The 21,981-nt window shown below is 33.0% G+C and carries 21 protein-coding genes; 8 read left to right on the top strand and 13 right to left on the bottom strand.

The features are described 5' to 3' along the window. Nucleotides 1–178 precede the first annotated feature (178 nt). The 8 genes from BUB42_RS01720 to BUB42_RS16855 form a co-directional block, all read right to left on the bottom strand. The gene (locus BUB42_RS01720; protein WP_073016560.1) at nucleotides 179–787 is read right to left on the bottom strand and encodes a superoxide dismutase; all 609 of its coding nucleotides are present in this window, start codon (nucleotides 785–787) and stop codon (nucleotides 179–181) included. 329 nt (nucleotides 788–1,116) lie between these two features. Next, complete coding sequence (locus BUB42_RS01715; RefSeq protein ID WP_073016558.1) at nucleotides 1,117–1,800, bottom strand: ComF family protein; 684 nt, start codon at nucleotides 1,798–1,800, stop codon at nucleotides 1,117–1,119. A 473-nt stretch (nucleotides 1,801–2,273) separates the two neighbouring features. Further along, nucleotides 2,274–2,615: a hypothetical protein gene (locus BUB42_RS01710; RefSeq protein ID WP_073016556.1), complete on the bottom strand. Its 342-nt coding sequence runs from the start codon at nucleotides 2,613–2,615 to the stop codon at nucleotides 2,274–2,276. Nucleotides 2,616–2,662: 47 nt separating this feature from the next. Continuing rightward, nucleotides 2,663–3,184, bottom strand: coding sequence for a hypothetical protein (locus BUB42_RS01705; RefSeq protein ID WP_073016554.1), 522 nt, complete (start codon nucleotides 3,182–3,184; stop codon nucleotides 2,663–2,665). Between the two features lie 278 nt (nucleotides 3,185–3,462). Beyond that, nucleotides 3,463–3,897: a hypothetical protein gene (locus tag BUB42_RS01700; RefSeq protein WP_073016552.1), complete on the bottom strand. Its 435-nt coding sequence runs from the start codon at nucleotides 3,895–3,897 to the stop codon at nucleotides 3,463–3,465. Nucleotide 3,898: 1 nt separating this feature from the next. After that, nucleotides 3,899–5,368: a hypothetical protein gene (locus BUB42_RS01695; RefSeq protein ID WP_073016551.1), complete on the bottom strand. Its 1,470-nt coding sequence runs from the start codon at nucleotides 5,366–5,368 to the stop codon at nucleotides 3,899–3,901. Beyond that, a complete protein-coding gene (locus BUB42_RS01690; protein WP_073016549.1) occupies nucleotides 5,356–5,655 on the bottom strand; it encodes a hypothetical protein in 300 nt (99 codons plus the stop codon). Before BUB42_RS01690 ends, BUB42_RS01695 begins: the two co-directional genes overlap by 13 nt. Nucleotides 5,656–6,198: 543 nt before the next feature. Next, nucleotides 6,199–6,438, bottom strand: coding sequence for a hypothetical protein (locus tag BUB42_RS16855; RefSeq protein ID WP_073016547.1), 240 nt, complete (start codon nucleotides 6,436–6,438; stop codon nucleotides 6,199–6,201). A 98-nt stretch (nucleotides 6,439–6,536) separates the two neighbouring features. Here BUB42_RS16855 and BUB42_RS01680 point away from each other — a divergent pair, with 98 nt between their 5' ends. Then, entirely contained in the window at nucleotides 6,537–8,078 is a 1,542-nt protein-coding gene (locus tag BUB42_RS01680) for a glycine--tRNA ligase (protein WP_073016546.1), read from the top strand. Nucleotides 8,079–8,189: 111 nt separating this feature from the next. On the opposite strand, the gene BUB42_RS01675 is transcribed toward BUB42_RS01680, so the two are convergent. Beyond that, the gene (locus BUB42_RS01675; protein ID WP_073016544.1) at nucleotides 8,190–8,720 is read right to left on the bottom strand and encodes a DUF3575 domain-containing protein; all 531 of its coding nucleotides are present in this window, start codon (nucleotides 8,718–8,720) and stop codon (nucleotides 8,190–8,192) included. Between the two features lie 480 nt (nucleotides 8,721–9,200). Here BUB42_RS01675 and BUB42_RS01670 point away from each other — a divergent pair, with 480 nt between their 5' ends. From BUB42_RS01670 to BUB42_RS01655, 4 genes are all read left to right on the top strand, one after another. Beyond that, nucleotides 9,201–10,013, top strand: coding sequence for a LytR/AlgR family response regulator transcription factor (locus BUB42_RS01670; RefSeq protein ID WP_073016543.1), 813 nt, complete (start codon nucleotides 9,201–9,203; stop codon nucleotides 10,011–10,013). A gap of 171 nt (nucleotides 10,014–10,184) precedes the next feature. Next, entirely contained in the window at nucleotides 10,185–10,472 is a 288-nt protein-coding gene (locus BUB42_RS01665; protein ID WP_073016760.1) for a 3-oxoacyl-ACP reductase, read from the top strand. Nucleotides 10,473–10,693: 221 nt separating this feature from the next. After that, complete coding sequence (locus tag BUB42_RS01660) at nucleotides 10,694–12,604, top strand: ATP-binding protein (protein ID WP_244533856.1); 1,911 nt, start codon at nucleotides 10,694–10,696, stop codon at nucleotides 12,602–12,604. Beyond that, nucleotides 12,595–13,314, top strand: a complete 720-nt coding sequence (locus BUB42_RS01655; protein WP_073016539.1) for a response regulator — start codon at nucleotides 12,595–12,597, stop codon at nucleotides 13,312–13,314. Before BUB42_RS01660 ends, BUB42_RS01655 begins: the two co-directional genes overlap by 10 nt. A 71-nt stretch (nucleotides 13,315–13,385) precedes the next feature. Here BUB42_RS01655 and thiL read toward each other — a convergent pair whose 3' ends face one another. Beyond that, on the bottom strand, nucleotides 13,386–14,432 hold the full coding sequence (gene thiL, locus BUB42_RS01650; RefSeq protein WP_073016537.1) for a thiamine-phosphate kinase: 1,047 nt from the start codon (nucleotides 14,430–14,432) through the stop codon (nucleotides 13,386–13,388). 189 nt (nucleotides 14,433–14,621) lie between these two features. Between thiL and BUB42_RS01645 the strand changes: the two genes are divergently transcribed. From BUB42_RS01645 to BUB42_RS01635, 3 genes are all read left to right on the top strand, one after another. Further along, on the top strand, nucleotides 14,622–15,551 hold the full coding sequence (locus BUB42_RS01645) for a 1-phosphofructokinase family hexose kinase (RefSeq protein WP_073016758.1): 930 nt from the start codon (nucleotides 14,622–14,624) through the stop codon (nucleotides 15,549–15,551). A 472-nt stretch (nucleotides 15,552–16,023) separates the two neighbouring features. Further along, nucleotides 16,024–17,484 (top strand): PhoX family protein, encoded by a 1,461-nt coding sequence (locus BUB42_RS01640; protein ID WP_073016535.1) that lies wholly within the window; start codon nucleotides 16,024–16,026, stop codon nucleotides 17,482–17,484. 79 nt (nucleotides 17,485–17,563) lie between these two features. Next, on the top strand, nucleotides 17,564–19,342 hold the full coding sequence (locus BUB42_RS01635) for a cytochrome c peroxidase (RefSeq protein WP_073016533.1): 1,779 nt from the start codon (nucleotides 17,564–17,566) through the stop codon (nucleotides 19,340–19,342). 33 nt (nucleotides 19,343–19,375) lie between these two features. On the opposite strand, the gene BUB42_RS01630 is transcribed toward BUB42_RS01635, so the two are convergent. The 3 genes from BUB42_RS01630 to lepA form a co-directional block, all read right to left on the bottom strand. Next, nucleotides 19,376–19,651, bottom strand: a complete 276-nt coding sequence (locus BUB42_RS01630; protein WP_139257248.1) for a type II toxin-antitoxin system RelE/ParE family toxin — start codon at nucleotides 19,649–19,651, stop codon at nucleotides 19,376–19,378. A gap of 39 nt (nucleotides 19,652–19,690) precedes the next feature. Continuing rightward, nucleotides 19,691–19,900: an addiction module protein gene (locus BUB42_RS01625; RefSeq protein ID WP_073016530.1), complete on the bottom strand. Its 210-nt coding sequence runs from the start codon at nucleotides 19,898–19,900 to the stop codon at nucleotides 19,691–19,693. Nucleotides 19,901–20,069: 169 nt separating this feature from the next. Beyond that, complete coding sequence (gene lepA, locus BUB42_RS01620; RefSeq protein ID WP_073016528.1) at nucleotides 20,070–21,866, bottom strand: translation elongation factor 4; 1,797 nt, start codon at nucleotides 21,864–21,866, stop codon at nucleotides 20,070–20,072. Nucleotides 21,867–21,981: the final 115 nt, after the last annotated feature.

The following is a 21,981-nucleotide window of genomic DNA, read 5'->3' as shown; positions in this document are numbered from 1 at the left end:
CAATTTCACCTTTTTTATTGGAATAAAGTCAAAGCCCCCGTACCCACAAACGGGGAACAAAAGATGTAACAAATAGGAATTTTTTTTTAGAAGCAATAAAAAAACAGGCTATAAAAAAGACGAATAAATCTTTTTTATAGCCTGTTTTGCTAATTCCCCCTGCGGGGGTTAGGGGCAATTATTTCTCCAAAGCATATCTTCTAGAAACTTCTGTCCAATTAATAACATTAAAAAATGCTTCTATGTAATCAGGTCTTCTGTTTTGATAGTGCAAGTAATAAGCATGTTCCCAAACATCCATTCCTAAAATTGGTGTTCCACCACAGCCTACACCTGGCATTAAGGGATTGTCTTGATTAGGAGTTCCACAAACCTCTACTTTTCCTCCTTGATGAACGCAAAGCCAAGCCCATCCTGAACCAAATTGCGTCGCTCCAGCTTTACTAAAGCTTGCTTTAAATTCTTCAAAAGTTCCATAAGCAGCTTCAATTGCAACTAGTAAATCTCCAGTTGGCAACCCGCCTCCGTCCCCAGACATAACAGTCCAAAATAAGTTGTGATTGTAAAAGCCACCGCCGTTGTTACGAACAGCCATGTTTTTCATATCAAGATTAATCAAGATATTTTCTATAGTTTTGCCTTCCATATCTGTTCCTGCAGCAGCTGCATTCAGGTTCGTAGTGTAGGCATTATGATGCTTTGTATGATGGATTTCCATGGTACGGGCATCAATGTTAGGTTCTAATGCGTCATACGCATAAGGTAATTGTGGTAATTCAAAAGCCATAATATGATTGTTTAAATTAATTTATAATAATATTTCATTCAAATTTAAACATTAAACTTTGGAAACGGAAATTCTACTTCGTTATAATTTCATCATAATAAGTGGTAACGTGTTATGTTTAATTTATAGATAGTTGATAATTAGCAGATAATTCTTGCTTTCAAGTTCAATTTTTTATCTACCGAGAAGGCTTACAAAAAGGATTTCTGCTAATGCTTAGTGATAATCAGGATTAAAAAGGCCCTATATTTTATTGTATTATTTAATTTCCGAAATGAATTATAATCTAAAATTACTTTTACCACCTCAAAAAGGCTTACCATTATCTTTTAAGATTGTGCCATTGCCATACAAACAATACTAATTCTGGCTCCTGGAATTTTCATTAATGCCCGAGAACAAGCCTCAAGAGTAGATCCAGTTGTAATTACATCATCAATTAATAGAAAATGTTTATTGTGGTCTTTTTCGGTGAACGAAACGTCAAAAATAGTTTCAATTCCTTCCGTTCTTCCTAATAGATTTTTTTTAGACTGCGTTTTTGAATAAATATTACGAACTAAAATAGAATTGTTATAGTCTAAATTTAAACTTGTAGAAAGTGCTTCCCCAAAAGCGGTGACTTGATTGTAGCCTCTTTCTTTTAATTTTCGGCGATGCAGCGGAACGGGAATAATTTGATCTACAGTTTTTAGTAGTTCACTAGTTTTCAAATCTTCGGCATACCATTCGCCTAGAATTGTTCCTATTTCTTCATGCCCTTTGTATTTTAAATTGTGAATGAGTTGCTGGACGATTCCCTTTTTATGAAAATAAAACAGTGCCGACGCATGAAGAACCGGTATTCGCCCATAAAACTTTTTGAAAGCATCATTGTCTTCAATTAAATGATGATTCGTTAACGGAATATCGTGTCGGCAAATGGTGCAAATTACATTTTCATTGGTTAACAAAAAAGAATTGCAACCAGAGCAGACTTTTGGGAAAAAAAGATTAATGATGCTTTGAAACATATAATCAGGGATTTAATTGTAAAAATAAGCAAAACCATCGTAGATTATGCTGAATAGCTAAGTCAAAAAGCAATTAAAGAAATTTAAAAAGTGAAATCTCGTTTTGGTGCCGCTGTTATTATATAGGAATTTGTTGCCACAAATACGACAATTATGCGGTCTAAATTTAAAAAACAAAAAATGCTTAAAACAATTGCGCAATCTTTTGGAAACAAGAAATTTTAAGATGTAATAAAAGCAGTCAAAGAATTAGAAATTGCTTACCTAATATTAAGTTCTACAAATAACAAAAAAAACAATTGTACTGCCTTTAAGCGGTAGTTGTCTTGAATCACCTGGCTTATTTTTGTAAAGTACTTTTTTTAACCAATTGGAGATCGGAGAATTACTGATTAATAATTATTAAAAACAACAGCAAAGAACCAACTTTGCAGTTTGACTCTTTGGCCGCTGTTTCTAAAATTAAAAAAAAGTTAGTTGCAATTTTCTGCTTTATTATATTCCTCTTCGGTCAAACGATATGTAAATTCATAAAATCTTTCAGAAATCTTTATCCATTCATAATTTTGAATTCCAGCAGGTCCTTCTCCTCTTCCAAAGCCCAACCCATTTGGCTTGATAGTGTAGCATTTCAAAAAATTATATTTTATTACAGAACCGGATTCCAATGGTGGAATATAACTTGTTTCTATTGTGTTTTTTCCTCCTTCACCTTGAAAAGGAATTATTAATCTCTCGTTAGGATTAATTATTTTGGAGGGTAAAATTTCGATAATATGATTCGTTTCGTTAATATATATAATTTGCCTTAACAATATATTCTTGCTCTCCTGAGCTACAAGAATTTAACAGCAATATTATGCTAGTTCCAATGATTAAATAACGCATCCACGTTGTTTTCTGTTTCATTATTATATTTATTTTTGAGGTTGTTTTTCCAGGCATCCCAAGAGGAGGAGTTTGATAATACATCTTCTATTTGTTTTATAGAGTACCCATTAACATTATCTTCTTGTAAATTTTCTGAACCATTATTAAAGTCGTTAGAACTATCGATCATATCAACAACTACTTGAGTATAACTAGGCCTAATCGTTGATCCTCCTCGATATCCATTATGCACCATCCTTGTCAATTCCCACTGCACACCTCTTGCCCAAGATTCTTTCACTTTCCTTTCTAAGTTATTGTCGTTCCAATTGTTTTTTCTTAATTCCCAATGGCTCGCATGTGCTAGTTCGTGAATGGTGGTTGCATAGATTTCCGACGTAGAATTTTGAGGATTGTATAAATGTATTCTAGCAAAAACCCCAAATATTCGCAAATCTTTTTGATGACTACCATTGCTTTCATCATTCTGACCATTATGAGCCCTAATTCTCATTTTAGGTTTTCCAAATGAATTTGTTGGTGGTCTTTTTAGCCCCTTAATATCTTTGTAATAATAGTGATGCGCTGCTCTAAAAATGGTAGCTTAGTATTCTTGTTTATCGTCTCGAAGGTTTAGATCCCAATTGCCTTCTCTTTTTGGACCGTTAAAAGTTGCGCCGTTAAGCCAATGGTCTTGCAATGCAAGATGTTATAAATTGAAAACAACAACAAAGAACCAAGCTTGCAGTTTGGCTCTTTGAATGCTATTTTTTTACGTTTTATCAATAATATTTAGTTACATTTACCATTACAGTCTTGAGCATTTTCATAATCTTGTGCTGTAAATGTAAATGTGACCTCTGTACTGTAATCACAAAAACTTAATGGGTTTCTATCACTACAATCCTCTCTAAAGCCACGAAATTTACTGTTTTCATAAATTACGGTTATACTGTCTATAATTCGGGTATTTCTATCCGCATAAAAATCTGTAAAATTGTAATTACCGGACGGAGGACATGACCTATAATTTTTTGTTAATTTTTCCCCAATCGCTAGATTGGTAATTACGGGAGCAATATCAGGACGGTTTATTCGATAAGCTTTAATTGTAATGTTTTTACCGCTCTCATTTCTAATAGTATAGGTGTAGAGAGTACATTCTATTTGGTCAGGACCACAGTTAAACATAAGTATTGCTGTGAGTGCTACAATTGCTTTTTTCATTTTAATTGGTCCAATTGTTAAACAGTTCATCTAAATTTCCTTCTGTGGGATTATTGTATCTGTTTTTGATATTATCTCGCCATTCCCACCACGACCGTGACCCTATCAATGCACCTTGCAATTGCAAAATGGTATATCCACTTACTCGGTCTATTGGAAGTGAATTTCTATTGACAGCTATAAAACGAGGATCTGTACTTGCATCTGTTCGCTGGTTAAATCCATCAATCATATCAAACCCCGCAGAAGTATAGTAATTACTGATACCGCTAAAGGCGATTGGTCTAAGTTGCTGATTTGACTGCGCAAACTGGAAGTCGGGTCGTTGAAGAATATTTCTATATCGTTCAAGAGTAAGAACTATCTCGACTGTTTGTGCCCAAGTTTCCATAAATCTTCTATTATTTTTTCCTGTTGGGCCAGGATTGTCGCAACTTTCGGCTGATGGAGCACAAGGACTTGTATAAGCATCAAAAACAACGTTATTGTAACTGCCAAGATCCAGTAAGCGATGTTGCGCATGGGCAAGTTCGTGAATAGTAATTCCAAAAACAGTCTGTGAATTACTTCCATAAGCCTTCATTGAAATAGCAGATCCAAAAAAGATCTCACGTGCTTTTACAAAAGAAGATGCATCGTTTTCTATGCGAGCTTTTATTCTTAGCCCACGTGGAGGTCGAGCAAGTCCTAATATGGGTTTGTAGAAAAAAAAGTAGGCGCCGCTGTAAATGGTAGCGTAATAGGCTTGTTTATCGTCTCGAAGGTTGAGATCCCAATTGCCTTCTCTTTTTGGACCGTTATAAGTCGCGCCGTTAAGCCAGCCGTCTTGCAGATGAAATACACCATTACGATCCCAATCGATACTATAATTTGCCTCTCTTTTAAATGTTCCATCACAGGAATAAAGCCCATCAGCACCAACCCAGCCTCTATGAGTGGTAAACCATCTTCTGGCTCTAACCTGCGCACCTTCAACACCAACAAAGTTTTGCATAAAATCGTCCCATACTCTAATTCTTCCCGCTGGTCGCCAACTATTGTTCATTGTTTTAGCATTGTTTTGGGTGCTCGACGTGCTTAAATTATTAGTAATTCTAAGAGCTTCTTCTACTAATGCATCGATCAATGCTACCGAGACCATTTTGCCGTTTATTTTTCGCATCGTAGCCTCTGGCTTCTCATTGTTTCCAATTCGACTACTAGCAGGTGGTGGTTCATAATATACATCTGGAATAAAAAGTTCTTCCAAGGTGGTTGTTTGCACTTCACGCATTTTTGTAACTAATCCAGATGCATTAAAAATTGCAGTATTGTCAGCCTGTAAATCATCTACTTTTACGGCACAGTATTGCGGCGTAGGCTGGTCAGCTGGGGTTAGCGGATCACGATAGTAGTCACCAGTCAATTGAATCTCATAATCTAAGGGATAATCATAAAGTACAAGAGATGAATCAATCATTAAATTATCCATTTCTTGCTCCGTTTTTGGAGAAAATTGAACATACAATGAGTCGTGATAATTTCTAAATCTTCGGTAGCCATTTTAGCACCTAATTTCGATTTTTTCAAGTTCTCCAACGCTTTTTTCATATTCTTTACCGAATAAGGATTCTCTAATTTCCTGCCCAACTGCGTAGCCACTCCTTTTTGTTCCCTAGAGATAGTGTTATCCTCTGAGTTGGGTTCATGGTCGCTACACGATGATACAACAGTTGCCAGAAATAATCCTAAAGCAATCATTTTGTATTTTTTTGTCATAGTTTATTATTTTTTAGTTCCTCAAATCTATAAAATATATTTTGAATTACAACTGTGATATTATAAGATTTTTCTTTTTATACCTATTATTGGGTTTGTCGCTACGAGATGTTAATTTAAAAGTTATTATTTTGTTTGATAAGGACTTAAAGTTTATTCGGCAATCTAAAAGGTTTATCAAAAGAAATGCTGGCAGCTCTTTTTCCCTTTTACTATTTACAAACTAGCTGCGTTGAATTATCGCAAAGAAAAACTTTTATAATTATTGTTTTAAAATAGTGGTAGCTGTAGGTTTCAAACCTATCGAATTGTTTTATTTTGATAATTATTATTATTCAATTCTGCTCCTTAACCACGCAAACAATACTAATTTTTGTGCTAACAATTTTGAGTAACGCGTGCGAGCAAGCCTCCAATGTTGAACTGGTTGTAATTAGTTCATAAACCAAATAATGTTTGTCTTGATCTTTATCGGTAAAAACTACATCAAAAATCGTGTTGAGTCCGTCGCCTCTATTCGATAAATTTTTTTGAGAGTGGATTTTAAAGTATCAATTTCTGTGCAATTCCCTTTTTATGAAAATAAAACAACGCCGAAGCATGAAGAACTGGAATTCGTCCATAAAACTTTTTGAAAGCATCATTGTCTACAATTAAATGATGATTCGTCAATGGAATATCGTGCCGGCAAACGGTACAAATTACATTTTCATTGGTTAACAAAAAAGAATTGCAACCAGAGCAGACCTTTGGAAAAAAAAGATTTATGATGCTTTTAAACATATAATCAGAGATTTAATTGTAAAAATAAACAAAACCATCGTTCAATGTTGAGGGAATTACTTTTTTTAGTAGATCGCTTTTTATATTTTTGCAGCACTATGGCAAAACAAGAAGATTTATTTAAGAATGTAATTTCGCATGCAAAAGAATACGGATTTATTTTCCCGTCAAGCGAAATTTACGATGGTTTAAGTGCAGTTTATGATTATGCACAAAACGGAGTAGAGTTAAAAAAGAACATACGCGAATACTGGTGGAAAGCGATGGTTCAATTGAACGACAATATTGTTGGTCTTGACTCATCAATTTTAATGCATCCTACAACTTGGAAAGCTTCAGGTCACGTAGATGCGTTCAACGATCCATTAATTGATAACAAAGATTCAAAAAGAAGATATAGAGCTGACGTTTTGATTGAAGATTATGCTGAAAAACTAAATCAAAAAGCAGTCAAAGAAATTGAAAAAGCGCGCACTCGTTTTGGAGATGCTTTCAATGAGCAAGAATTTATTACTACTAACGCAAGAGTAATTGAATATAAATCAAGAGAAAGAGAAATTCTGGAAAGAATGGGTCGTTCGCTTGGCAACGAAGATCTTGAAGATGTCAAAGCTTTGATTGAAGAACTAGAAATTGCATGTCCAGAATCAGGTTCTAGGAATTGGACGGAAGTGCGTCAGTTTAATTTAATGTTTGGGACTAAATTAGGAGCTTCTGCCGAGACTGCTATGGATTTATATTTAAGACCAGAAACAGCTCAAGGTATTTTTGTAAATTTCTTGAATGTTCAAAAATCAGCGCGAATGAAAGTTCCTTTTGGTATTGCACAAACGGGGAAAGCTTTTAGAAATGAAATTGTTGCCAGACAATTTATTTTCCGAATGAGAGAATTTGAACAAATGGAAATGCAATTTTTTGTTCGTCCAGGCGATGAAATGAAGCATTATGAATTTTGGAAAGAAGCACGTTTAAAATGGCATTTATCTCTAGGTTTAGGAAAAGAGAATTACCGTTTTCACGATCATGAGAAATTAGCTCATTATGCTAATGCTGCCGCTGACATTGAATTTAATTTTCCTTTTGGATTTAAAGAATTAGAAGGAATTCATTCCCGTACTGATTTTGACTTGAAAGCACATGAGCAATTTTCAGGTAGAAAGCTACAGTATTTTGATGCGGAATTAAATCAGAATTATGTCCCTTATGTTGTGGAAACATCAGTAGGATTAGATCGAATGTTCTTAGCTGTTTTTGCAACTTCATTAAAAGAAGAAACATTAGAAGACGGATCTACAAGAACTGTTTTAAAATTACCATCGGTGTTAGCGCCTACCAAAGCAGCTGTTTTGCCACTTCTTAAAAAAGATGGATTACCGGAAATAGCACATAAAATCATCGAAGATTTGAAATGGGATTTCAACGTAACTTATGATGAAAAAGATGCAGTGGGAAGGCGTTATAGAAGACAAGATGCGCTGGGAACTCCGTTTTGTATTACAGTAGATCATCAAACTATTGAAGACAATACAGTAACGATTCGTCATAGAGATACGATGAAACAAGACCGTGTTGCTATAGCAGACTTGAAATCAATTATTGACAATGAAGTTTCAATGAAAAACTGGTTGATGAAAATATGAAAAGTAAATTCCAATACTGAAATTCCAAATTCCAAAGGGTAATTTAGATTTGAAAAAATCCCAAATTCTAATAATAGAATTTGGGATTTTTACTTTTAGTGAAGAAAAAAATTAAAATCTATAACCTAAAGTTATCCCGCCTCGTCCAACAACCTCGGGACTTTCATCACTAAATAAGTTGCGCCCTATACCAGCATTAATTTCAAAGGTAAATCCTCTTTTATGAACCCATTTCGAACCTAAACCAAAACCAAGGGCAAAATCTGTAAAACGATCTTTGTCTATAATTATTAAATTACCATTATTGTCCGATCTATACGATACATGTGAAATTCCTGTATTGATCATACTGAATCGCTCTACAAAAAATCCAGCAGCTACTTTTTTTCCAAAATAATAACGATAATAGGCCGTTAACGCATAATTGATGTTCCACTGGTCTTTATCAAAAGGTTTACTAATCGCAACTCCAATACCTGATTCTTTAGATAGAATGCGTTCATATGAAGCTTCAAAATTTCCTAGTATTAAAAACAATGTATTTCCTTTTAATTCATTTCTTTTGAAATCAGTCGTATCCTTTTGCTGGCTAAAACCAATTAGAAAAGAAGATAAACACAGTACAATAAATAGTTTTTTCATAGACTTTTTTGATAAAAGCAGGATTAATTTGTAAGATTTAGCGTTTTTAATTTAATTTTATTTAATACTATTTTTACCCGTAAGTTTAATTATTTGACAAGGAAAATAGTTCGAGAGCTTTTCCTAATAGATTTTTAATTTTATTTACAAATTTTTCATTAACAACAATATTCACAATAAATACTATTTTAGCTAAAAATTTATAATATTGCGTAATCTGTTAACTTAAAATCTATGTTGATCAGCGGATATATTTGCTTTTAATCCCAATGTTTTAACATTTTTTACAAATATATTAACAACCCCATGAGCAAAATATACAATTGTCTATTTTTAAATGAAAAATAGGGTTGTTGCATTCTTAAATTAGTTTATTTTCAAGCACTTAACTAAACCAACGAAGTTTATTGACTATCCATTATAATACTATTTGGGATATTTAATTTATTTACGATTAACAGTTTCAGCAAAAAACCATTGATGAATTATTCGTATATTATTATTGATGATGATCAAGAGGGTGTTTTGATGACAAAAAAAGCTGCTGACAGCATTGTTGAACTAACTTACATAACATCCGCAACAAATTACTCCGATGGTTTAAACTTTGCACTAGAATATCGCCCAGATATAATCTTTTTAGAGATTGACCCAATTAATGTATCCAGCAATCTTTCGCTTTCTTTAATAAATGAATTGCATCGCTATTTACAAGTACTTCCCAAAATTATTGTTACAACCAAAAAGAAACATTTAGCCTTTGATGCAATTCAATATGGAGTTAATGATTATATCCTAAAGCCAATAAACAAAATTGACTTGGTCAAAATGATTTTGAAAATAAATAAGTCTAATTTCAATATACAAGCAGCACCATTGGTGGCAACAGTAATTACTGAAAATCAGGAAACCACAGATCATTGTCCAAGAATAGTAGATCAGGACTCCCTTATATTGTGTATAAAATCGTATGGTGATTATCGATATATTGATACAAGAGACATTTGTTATTTGAAAGCTGACAATAATTCAACAGATATTCATCTTTGTACTGGTGAAATGATAACAGCGTTTAAAACGTTAAAACATTTTGAGAAATCACTTTCAAATCCTTTTATTAGAATTCACAATAGTTTTATAATCAATCGCAACTATATTGCCCGAATTCACACAGGTAATTCAGTATGTTTCATCAAGAACAGCGCGTTAAAACTGCCATTTTCAAGATCTTATAAGAATAATATAGATCTTATAATTGCTGATTTTGCAAATGGGAATTACCTAGAAATATAAAATATTCCATCTACCATAATTTGACCGCCATTTACTACCACATGGCTATGTTCTACCATATAAAGGGTTTTTAACTTCTGTAAGTATTTTTCTATCTGTAGTTTTATCTCAGAAATCAAAGCTAACTTGATTCTAAAAAACAAACTTTATAAATCTAACAATAACCAAATTATGAAAAAAGTAATCTTAACAGCCGGTTTATTCTCTCTAGTAATGGTACTAACTTCTTTTACAACTCCTGATACAGAACCAACTGTAAAAATAGATGGTAATGGAAATGTTGAAATTATTGGGGCTGGATCTGCTGGAGGAAATAAAAAAGTAGATATTATCGGAGCTGGATCCGCTGGAGGAAATAAGAAAGTTGATATAATTGGTGCTGGATCCGCTGGAGGAAATAAAAAAGTTGATATAATTGGTGCAGGATCTGCTGGAGGAAATAAAAAAGTAGATGAATAATAATAATATTGAAAAAAAATTAGCTTTAGGCTGTCAATTTTATTGACAGCCTTTTTTATTGTGATTAGTTTTGCTATTTTTGTTATTATTCTACAGAACTATTGAAAAAAAATTATCAATTAATTTTGCTTATTTCGCTATTTTTTTTTTCGTGTAACGAAAAAGAGAATTTTGGAAGAATTAAAAAAGAGACCAAAGACAGTCTTTCATCTTATTTATCAATGGCAAACGATTTTAATTTGTCATTAGAGAGGCGTGAACAACTCAATAGAAAAGCTTTCATAATTATAATGGATCAACCAAATGATTCTTTAAACCAACTCAATTTATTTAAAGTAGCAAATCGGTACTATAATATGAGCAATTGGATTCAATTCAGAAATATTGTCAATCTTCTGGTTGAAAAATCTGAGGAAATGAATGATTCTTTAGGTAAAGCAAAAGCTTTCACTTATTTAGGCGATTACTATGTTACGCAGTCTCTTTCGGATAGTGCATTTCTATACTATTTTAAAGCTGAAAAAATTTTTGTGAATAAAGGTGATACTAAAAATGTTGCTAAGACTAGATTTAGCAAAGCATTATTACAATTTAATGAGGGTGATTTTCTTGGAAGTGAAATCGCTGTTATTAATGCATTACGGGCAGTAAGATCTGAAAGAACCAGTGAACTTGTATATAATTCTTATAATTTATTAGGACTAATTCAAAATGAAGTAGGAGATTATGATAGAGCTATTGAATATCACGCCAAAGCTTTAAGTAGTATTGACGATAAAGCAATTCCTTCAGTTTTTCAAGCTAGAGCGGAATCGCTAAATAATGCGGGCTATGTGTATCAAAATAAGAATCAGTACAATGAATCTATAAAATATTTTAGAGAAGGCATAAACCAAAAAAATTTAAAAACAGATAAACCAGTTTTATACGCAATGCTCCTAGATAATTTAGCTTATTCTAAATTTAAAACTGGAGATTTTAATGGTTTGCCAGAACAGTTTTATCAATCGCTAAAACTTCGTGAAAGTTTGAAATTAACGTCGGGAATTATTGTAAGTAAAATGCGTTTGTCAGAATATTTCCTAAAAAGAAATGATTCTATAAAATCGCTACAATATCTGCGAGAGGCACTCAATCAATCTATAGCTTCAAAAAACTACAGAAGTGTTTTATTAGCACTAAAGCGATTGTCTATTTTAGAACCGCAAAAAGCCGCTAAGTATTCGAAAAAATACATTCATATTAACGATAGCCTTCAAAAGGCGGAACGTAAAATGGGAGAAAAGTTTACTCGTATAGAATATGAAACGGATCAAATAAAAAATGAAAATACTGATTTATTAACTCAAAATAGAAATCTGATTTTTATTTTCAGTGGTTTGGGAATTTTAGTTTTATTTATTTTTGTTGTAAAAGCTCAAAAAGTAAAAAATAGAGAATTATTGTTTAAGCAGCAACAGCAAGTTGCTAATGCTGAAATCTATAATTTAATGATCTCGCAGCAAAATTCAATCGAAGTCAATAGAATTCAAGAGAAAAATAGAGTCGCCAGAGAATTACATGATGGCGTTTTAGGACGAATGTTTGGTGTTCGTATGAATCTAGATGGACTTAAAGGTTTTCAAGATGACCTTTCTATTATTCAACGAGACGTTTATTTGAACGAGTTAAAAGACATCGAACAAGACATTCGCGAAATTTCTCATGATCTTAGTAGAGAAAAATCGGAATTAATTAATAACTTCGTCGCAATCGTTGATAATTTATTTGAGGAGCAAAAAAAGACCTTTCATTCTATATTTAATTCGAACATTGACTCTAATATAAAATGGGAAAAAATCAGCAATTCGATAAAAATAAATTTATATCGTATTATTCAGGAAGCATTGCAAAACAGCAATAAATATGCTAATTCTGCTCATATAAAAATTGACCTAAAAAAGGAACAAAACAATCTAATTTTAAATGTTTCAGATGATGGTATAGGATTTAACTTTAAAACGGTAAAAAAAGGAATTGGTATACAAAATATTCTTTTTCGAACTAATGAATGTCAAGGGCAAGTGGAGATCAATTCGAAAAAAGGAGAAGGAACAATTATTACAGTGACAATACCAATACAATGGACATAAATAATTCAGAAGAAAATGCTGTTAATTTGAATAATAAAGTAGTTACTCATAAAAAAATATTAATCGTAGATGATCACCGATTTATTATTGAGGGATATAAGAACGCAATTACGCGTTACCTTCCTGACGAATTTAAGTTTGATATTAGTCAAGGACAAGATTGTGAATCAGGATACCGATTAATTACAGAGCCCAATGCGACGCCTTTTGATATTGCTTTTTTAGATATCAGTATGCCTGCTTACGAAGAAGAGAACATTTTTTCGGGTGAAGATTTAGCTAAATTAATAGCGCAGTACATGCCTAATTGTAAAATTATTTTGCTAACCATGTTCACTGAATTATTAAAAATAAAGACAATCATTAAAACAATCAATCCTGCAGGATTAGTGATTAAAAATGATTTAACCTTTGACGAACTTATTTTTGCATTTGATAAAGTGATCAATTCGAAGAATTATTATAGTGAATCGGTATTAAAAATGTTAGCACAATCTGAAGCGGATAAAATCGAAATAGATCAGTTTGATAAGTTAATATTATTTCATTTGTCCAAAGGAACGGCTCTAAGTGATATGACAAAGTACATTCCTATATCAATAAGTGCAATAAAACAAAGGAAAGTAAATTTGAAGGAATTATTAAATATTAGTCAAGAAAGTGATAGCGAATTAGTTCGTGAAGCTAAAAATAAAGGCTTACTATTTTAATGTTTCTTTTTATAACCATAAAACAAAAAACGACATTTTGATAAATGTCGTTTTTGTTTTTATAGTAATTTTTACTCACTCAAAGCATTCCATCCACGAGCTTTGAGAGCAATTTTAGTGTTGGCTCGAGTAACTAAATGAATTCCTTCACTTTCTTGGGTCATGTGACCAATAATGGTAAAATTTGGATTTCCTTTTATTTTTTCAAAATCTTCCATCGCAATGGTGAAAAGCAGCTCATAATCTTCGCCGCCATTTATTGCTACAGTTGTGCTATCAATATTGAATTCTTCGCATACATTGATAAACTGCGGATCGATTGGTAATTTGTCTTCGTATAAATTACAACCAACTTTAGATTGTTTGCACAAATGCATAATTTCCGATGACAATCCATCAGAAATATCAATCATTGACGTAGGTTTTATTTCTAAAGCGTGCAATAAAGTTCGCACATCTTTTCGAGCTTCTGGTTTTAATTGACGTTCTATTAAATACGTGTAAGCATCTAAATCAGGTTGAGAATTTGGGTTAACTTGAAACACTTGTTTTTCTCGCTCTAAAACTTGTAACCCCATGTAGGCAGCACCAATATCACCGGTTACAACTAACAAATCAGTTTCTTTAGCACCGTTTCTGTAAACAATTTCATCTTCATTAGCTTCGCCAATTGCGGTAATACTAATGATCAATCCTTTTTGAGATGAGGTGGTGTCGCCGCCAATAACATCAACGTTATATTCAATTGCTGCGTGCGTGATTCCCGCAAATAATTCATCTAACGCCTCTAGTGGGAATCGATTAGAAACTGCAACTGAGACCGTGATTTGCGTCGCTTTGGCATTCATGGCGCAAATATCAGAGATGTTTACTATAACTGCTTTGTATCCTAAATGTTTTAAAGGCATGTATGCCAAATCAAAGTGTACGCCTTCAATCAATAAATCAGTTGAAACCACTACTTTTTTGTCTTTAAAATCTAAAACTGCAGCATCATCTCCAATTCCTTTTATTGTGGAATCTTGATTAATTGTAAAATTTTTCGTCAAATGATCTATCAGTCCAAATTCGCCTAATTGAGCGATACTCGTGCGTTGCGGGTTTTTATCTTCTATCATGTTACAAAGGTACGAAGGATTTTTGTTTGCCGTAAAGACTGGAAGTGTTTTTGTTTGCCACAAAGACTCGACGGCTCGTGGTGTTTTTGAATTAATCTAAAAATGCAGGAATACAACACTAAAATTAGATTTAAAATTTTCGGTAGAACCAAAGCTTTTATTTTATCTTTATTTTTAAAAGAAACAACCATGAAAAACAATAAAATTACAACCCTAACCATAAATCCTTCATTGGATAAATCGACAAATTTTACAGGACTGGTTGCGGAGCAAAAAATTCGATGTGGAGTGCCAAGATATGATGCAGGCGGCGGCGGTATTAATGTTTCAAAAGCAATAGCGAAATTAGGAGGGAATTCTACTTGTATTTTTACTTCTGGGGGATCAACGGGCGAAATGCTGGAACAATTACTGGAGGAGCAAAAGATGGAAAACACTGTTATCAAAACTAAAAATTGGACCAGAGAAAATTTTATAGCTTTTGAAAACGATTCTAAATCACAATATCGATTCGGGTTTCCGGGAAATGAATTTTCAGCCACCGAAAAGCAGCAAATACTGCAAAGCATAAAAAGTGTAGCAACTGATTATTTAGTTATAAGCGGCAGTTTAAATGAAGGCTTAGAAACTGATTTTTATCAAAAAATTGCAGCAATTGCAAAACAATCTAATATAAAAGTAGTTATTGATACTTCTGGCGAAGCGTTAAAAAAAGTGCTAGAAACAGGCGTTTATTTAATCAAACCAAATATTGGTGAATTGGCAAAACTAATTGGTGTTGATCATTTGGAAATAGCAGAGGTCGAAAAAGCAGCTAATAAATTAATCGAAAATGGAAGTACAGAAATTGTGGTAGTTTCTCTTGGAGCTGACGGCGCTATTTTAATTTCAAAAGACGAAACTCATTTAGTAAAAGCTCCGCAAGTAGAAAAGAAAAGTACCGTTGGCGCTGGTGATAGCATGGTTGGCGGCATGGTTTGGGCTTTATCACAAAATAAAACTTTAAAAGAAGTAATTGAAATAGGTGTTTGTTGCGGAACTGCAGCTACAATGAATGACGGAACGCAACTTTTTAAAAAGGAAGATGTGATGCGGTTGTTGGAAGAAATGCAAAAATAAAAACTCAATAACTTCTGCCATTTACTTTCTTGTTTTTTATCTTAATAAAGGATTCCTTGTTGTTTGCAATTCATCAAATAATGTAACTAATTTTAAATTTTTTATAACGAATTTCAATGTTTACAAGAAAAAAAGATTTTGCGACGAGGAATATACTAGAATAAAATATTATTATTTTTAATATACGCTTCAGCTGCTTTTTTAATATCAATTTTAGAATAAGCACTTTTAGCTGTAAGGATGAGATTTGCAATAAATTTACTTTAACATCACATTAACATTAAATCTTGATGTTTTTCTTGAATTCTATTTAAAGTATTTTAGTCTCGAAAGGCAGTGAGAGTGCAAAATTTTTGACATTTTATACTGCAGACGCTTCTTTCTAATTTAGTAATCTATCATTAACTTTAAGATAATTTTTGATAATGAGTTCCCTTTTACATTTGTACAAGAAATCTAAAAAATCAAAAAAATGAGAAATTGTTATTTTATTAGCGCGCTAATCCTTTCAGCGGTTATAGTATCATGCAACCAAGACGAAGATAGTGTTGACTCGGTAGCCAATGCTGTAGAATTTAAAAATCGCTCTATTACTCCTGCGTTGGCAAAAACGTTTTCTGAATTTTCAGGAGTTGGTGTTTACACATTAGTAAGTAGTGAAGATCCTATCGCAAACACAAGCAATATGGTTTACGGTGGAGCTCCAGATGGTCAAGGTTTTATAAATGATCCGCAAAATGGTGGTTTCATCATGGTAAATAATCATGAAAACACATGGGCAGTATCTAGATTATATTTAGACAAAAAACTAAATATTGTAAAAGGGGATTACATTGTAGATTCTAATGGCGGTGGTTTTAGATTATGTTCTGCTACTATGGCAACACCTGCAGAGCATGGATTTGGACCATTATTTTTAACGGCTGGAGAGTCTAATGTCAACGCAATGTGTCATGCAATTGACCCAATTGCAGCTGCAGATCCTTCTAACAATAGCAGAACAAAACCTGCTTTAGGTAAAATGAGTGCTGAGAATTATGTACCATTAAATAAAAATGCTTATCCTGGAAAAACAGTAATTATTGCAGGTGAAGATTCAGGGAATGGGCAAGTATATTTATATGTTTCAAACACCGTTGGCGATTTAGAAAATGGGAAATTGTATGTTTTGAGAAGAACAGATTTGAACCAAATCGAAACTGCTATGACTTGGAACAACGATTATAACGTTGAATTTGTAGAAGTTCCCAACGCTAAGAATCTAACAGGTCCAGAAATCGAAAACTTAAACAGCACTTTAAAATCAATTCAGTTTGCCCGAGTAGAGGATTTGGATTACCGTAAAGGTTCTGCTGCAAACAACAGAGAGCTATATTTTGTTGCTACAGGTATTAGTGGAAGTTCTGAAAAAACCTATATGGGTAGAATGTATCAACTAAGATTAGATGCTACAAATCCTTTAATTGGAAAACTGAAAATTGTAGCTGATGGAGATATTTCGCCAGCTGGTGCAAATGTAAAAGGGATGGATGTTATCAATCCAGATAACGTTTGTGTAACTGAAAACTATGTATACATTCAAGAAGATGGAGATTCATTTTTTCCAGAAGCTACACATGATTCTTATATTTGGCAATACAATATTGCAACCGGAAAAAAGGTGCCGTTTATGAATATGAGAAATGGGGATACAGAAATGTTAAATTCTAAATACAATCCAGTGGGACCTAACCAACTTAAAAAGGGTGTTTGGGAATTTGGAGCAATGACTGATATCTCAGATAACATTGGTATTCCTGGAACATTTTTATTGAACATTCACGCTCATACGTGGGTTGAAGGAGATAAGTTTTTGAATCCTAGTAAAGCGGCTTCGATACAACCATACAAATCTGGTGGTCAAACCATTATCTTAAAAAATGTTCCTAGATAATTTAGCTAAATAAAGAATAATAATTTACAATAACACCTTATCATTTTTTTTGGTAAGGTGTTATTAAATTTGAAATACTATGAAATTTTTTAAATTTAGTTTAGCACTTTTGTTGATAATAACTATTTCCTGCAAAGAAAAAGAATCTTACGAAACTGTTGAAGTCACTATGAAATCAATTGTAGAAAAGCAACTAGATTCGTTAAATGAATCTTTGAACGCTATATCTCAAAGTAAAAATATAGCGGTTGCAAAAAAGAATTTTATTTCTAGCAGAAAAATGTATAAAAAAGTAGAGCCTTTTGTGGAGTACTATTTTCAAGGTTTCAGCAGAAGAATTAATGGACCCGCTCTTCCAGATGTAAAAATTGATGATAATGTTGTAAATGAAGCAACTGGTTTTCAGGTTATTGAAGAATTGATTTATAGCAACAAACCTATTGACACAGCGGCATTAAAATCTCATGTGGCAATATTAAAAACAGATTTATTATTTGTTAGAAAAAACTTAAGGGATTTACCCATTCAAAACCATCATTTGTATGAACTTTTGCAACATCAAATTATCCGAAATGCAACAATGGGAATCACTGGTTTTGATTCTCCCGTAGCGTTTGAATCCATACACGAAACTCAATATTCTCTCTCTGGTATTCAGGAAAATATAATGCATTTTTGTAAAATAAACCACATCAAAAATGGTGAAAAAATCTCAAAATTATTCGACGATAGTCAAAATTATTTAGATAAGAATCAAGACTATGATACTTTTAATCGGTTAGTTTTTATCAAAAACTATCTAATGCCTTTAAGCGAAGAAGTAGCCGTTATTTTTAAAGATTATTTAAAAGACAGCCCAAAAATGATTAAACCATTTGACGGGACATTGGCTGATTTAATGCAGGGAAAAGGTCTTAATCCAGATGCCTTTTCTCCTTATGCTGATTCTCATTCAAATCCCGCTAAAATTAAATTAGGAAAAAAACTTTTTAGCGATGTTAATTTGTCTAAGAATAACTCGATAAGTTGTGCCACTTGTCATAACGCTGAAAAAGCCTTTACTGACGGATTACAGTTTTCTAATAGCAATGTTCATAATGTTTCTGTGGATAGAAACGCGCCAACGTTATATTATGCCGGATTTCAACGGGCTTTTTTCTATGATTTACGATCTCAAGATTTAGAAAATCAAATTGAGGAAGTGATGACAAACAAAAAAGAATTTGATTTGTCATCCACAGAAATCACAAAACAAATAACAAGTAATCAAGAATACAGATCATTATTAGCAAAATCATTTCCAAATAAAAAAGAGCTTACTCCTTTTGAAATCAGAAATGCAATAGCAACTTATGTGCGAAGTTTAATGCCTTTTAACTCTAAAATTGATGGTTATTTTAAAGGAAAAGAATCATTGACGATCGAAGAAGAAAACGGATTTAATTTATTTACTGGTAAAGCAAAATGCGCCACTTGCCATTTCGTTCCGCTTTATAATGGCACAATACCGCCTTGGTTTTCTATTTCGGAGTCGGAAGTAATTGGAGTTCCAAAATCGGTTAATTGGAAAACAGCCGTTGTCGATGAAGATTTAGGACGATACAACACGAATCAAATTGAACAATTCCGATTTGCTTTCAAAACCCCAACCATTAGAAATATCGAAAAAACAGCACCATACATGCATAATGGTGTTTACAAAACATTAGACGAAGTGGTAAAGTTTTACGAATTAGGCGGCGGTAACGGAATCGGAATGAATTTAGAACACCAAACACTTCCATTTGACAACTTAAAAATAAGTGAAAAAGAAAAAAATGATATAGTTACGTTTATGAAAACACTAACCGATAAGTAACAAGAAACCCAATAATTAAAGTTATTGGGTTTGTTATTTTTTATCCTGTTTTCTCCATATCTCAGGATTTCTCGAAGTATGGAAAACGGCAAAAACAATAATAATTTTTTGCTCTTTATCTATTGAATAGTGAATTAGAAAAGGGAACTTTTCAATCTTCCTACATCGAATTTGATTGTACTTAATAGAAAAAAGATAAGGGTTTTTTTTTAAAGATTGGATTTGTTTTTTGGTCTGCGTTTTATAACGAAGCCCTAAACCTTTAGATTGCATTTCATACCATTCAGAAGTTTCTTGAATGTTTTTCAATGCATCAATATCTATTTTTAAAATATAACTCAACTCGAGTTAAAGCGTTTTTGATACTTCATCCCAATCTAACAATCTTTCAGGATTGGTTTTGGATTTTGCTATTCTATCCAAAACTATTCTTTGATGCTCAACGGGAATAATCATATCATCATCCCACATTGCATCGTAGAGTTTCAAACGATCTTTCGGAGATAATTGTTTTGCTGCTTCAATTAATTGATTAACATTAATTTTAATAGTTTCCATGAAAACAAAGTTAGTAAAAAAAGGAATAGAATTTTAAGCTTTGAATGGTCTAAAGGATGAGTTGTTTTGTTGATTTTTAAAATTAAACAAAAAAACCTGACAATTTTTACATCATCAGGTTTCTCAATATTTTTAAAGTCCTTCACTTTAAGAAGGATTTAGGATGGCATTAATCATTTAATTTCAAAACAGCCATAAACGCTTCTTGCGGAATCTCAACATTCCCTACAAGTCTCATACGTTTCTTTCCTTTTTTCTGTTTTTCTAATAATTTACGTTTACGAGAAATATCTCCTCCATAACATTTGGCAGTAACATCTTTACGCAAGGCTTTAATTGTTTCACGCGAAATTACTTTCACCCCAATAGCAGCTTGAATCGGAATGTCAAATTGTTGTCTCGGAATCAATTCTCTCAATTTCTCACACATTTTTTTACCTATGTGATAGGCGTTATCGGCATGCATCAACGAAGACAAAGCATCCACAATTGTCGAATTTAATAAGATATCTACTTTAACTAAATTGGAAGTTCGCAATCCAATTGGCGTATAATCGAAGGAAGCGTAACCTTTTGAAACCGTTTTCAAACGATCGTAAAAATCAAATACAATCTCAGCTAGAGGCATGTCAAAAGTCAATTCAACTCGTTCAGTAGTTAAATAGGTTTGGTTAGTAATCAATCCTCGTTTTTCGATACACAAACTCATCACATTCCCAACATAATCAGATTTAGTAATGATTGTTGCTTTTATAAAAGGCTCTTCTACGTGGTCTAAACGCGACGGTTCAGGCAAATCCGATGGATTATTTACTATCAAAACTGTAGTTGGATCTTTCTTTGTAAAAGCGTGATATGAAACGTTAGGAACTGTTGTAATAACGGTCATATTAAATTCGCGCTCTAATCTTTCTTGGATAATCTCCATGTGTAACATTCCCAAGAATCCACAACGGAAACCAAATCCCAAAGCTGCTGAACTTTCCGGTAAAAACACCAGTGAGGCATCATTCAACTGTAGTTTTTCCATTGAGTTTCTCAACTCTTCATAATCTTCGGTATCAACTGGATAAATTCCAGCAAAAACCATTGGTTTTACATCTTCAAAACCTTTAATTGTATTTGTTGTTGGCGTTTTTGCATCCGTCAACGTATCTCCTACTTTTACTTCTTTGGCTTCTTTAATTCCAGAAATCAAATACCCAACATCACCCGCTGAAATTACATTTTTAGGAACTTGATTTAGTTTTAATGTACCAATTTCGTCCGCAAAATATTCGTTTCCAGTGGCCATGAATTTAATCTTTTGGCCTTTTTTTATTTGTCCGTTTTTTACACGGAAAATAACTTCAATACCACGAAAAGGATTATAGTGAGAGTCAAAAATTAAAGCCTGTAGTGGTTCGTCAACATTTCCTTTTGGAGGCGGAATTCTTTCGATTATTGCAGCCAAAATATTTTCAACACCAAGTCCTGTTTTGCCTGAAGCATGAATAATTTCTTCTAATTTACATCCTAATAAATCAACAATGTCATCGCTTACTTCTTCAGGATTTGCACTTGGTAAATCTACTTTATTTAGAATTGGGATAATTTCCAAATCGTTTTCAAGAGCTAAATATAAATTGGAAATCGTTTGTGCTTGTATGCTTTGAGCAGCATCAACAATTAAAAGTGCACCTTCACAAGCAGCAATAGATCGAGAAACTTCATAAGAGAAATCCACGTGACCTGGAGTGTCAATCAAATTCAGGATATATTCCTGTCCTTTGTAGGTATATTCCATCTGGATCGCGTGACTCTTAATAGTAATCCCGCGTTCACGCTCCAAATCCATATTGTCTAGCAACTGTGCTTTTTCTTCCCTCGCGGTAACGGTTTGAGTAGCCCCAAGTAAACGATCCGCCAGCGTACTTTTCCCGTGATCAATATGTGCAATAATGCAAAAATTCCGTATATGTTTCATTCTATCTAAATATCAATTTCAATAATGTCATGTTGGGCGTAATCGAAATATGGGCGTGCCGGCAGAAAAAGCCGTCGGGCTATTCGCTATATCTTTTGTGAATCTCGTTAAAAAA

Source organism: Flavobacterium micromati, assembly GCF_900129585.1.
Lineage (GTDB): Bacteria > Bacteroidota > Bacteroidia > Flavobacteriales > Flavobacteriaceae > Flavobacterium > Flavobacterium micromati.
The sequence above is the reverse complement of the archived record's forward strand: the minus strand, read 5'-3'. Positions and strand labels throughout refer to the sequence as shown.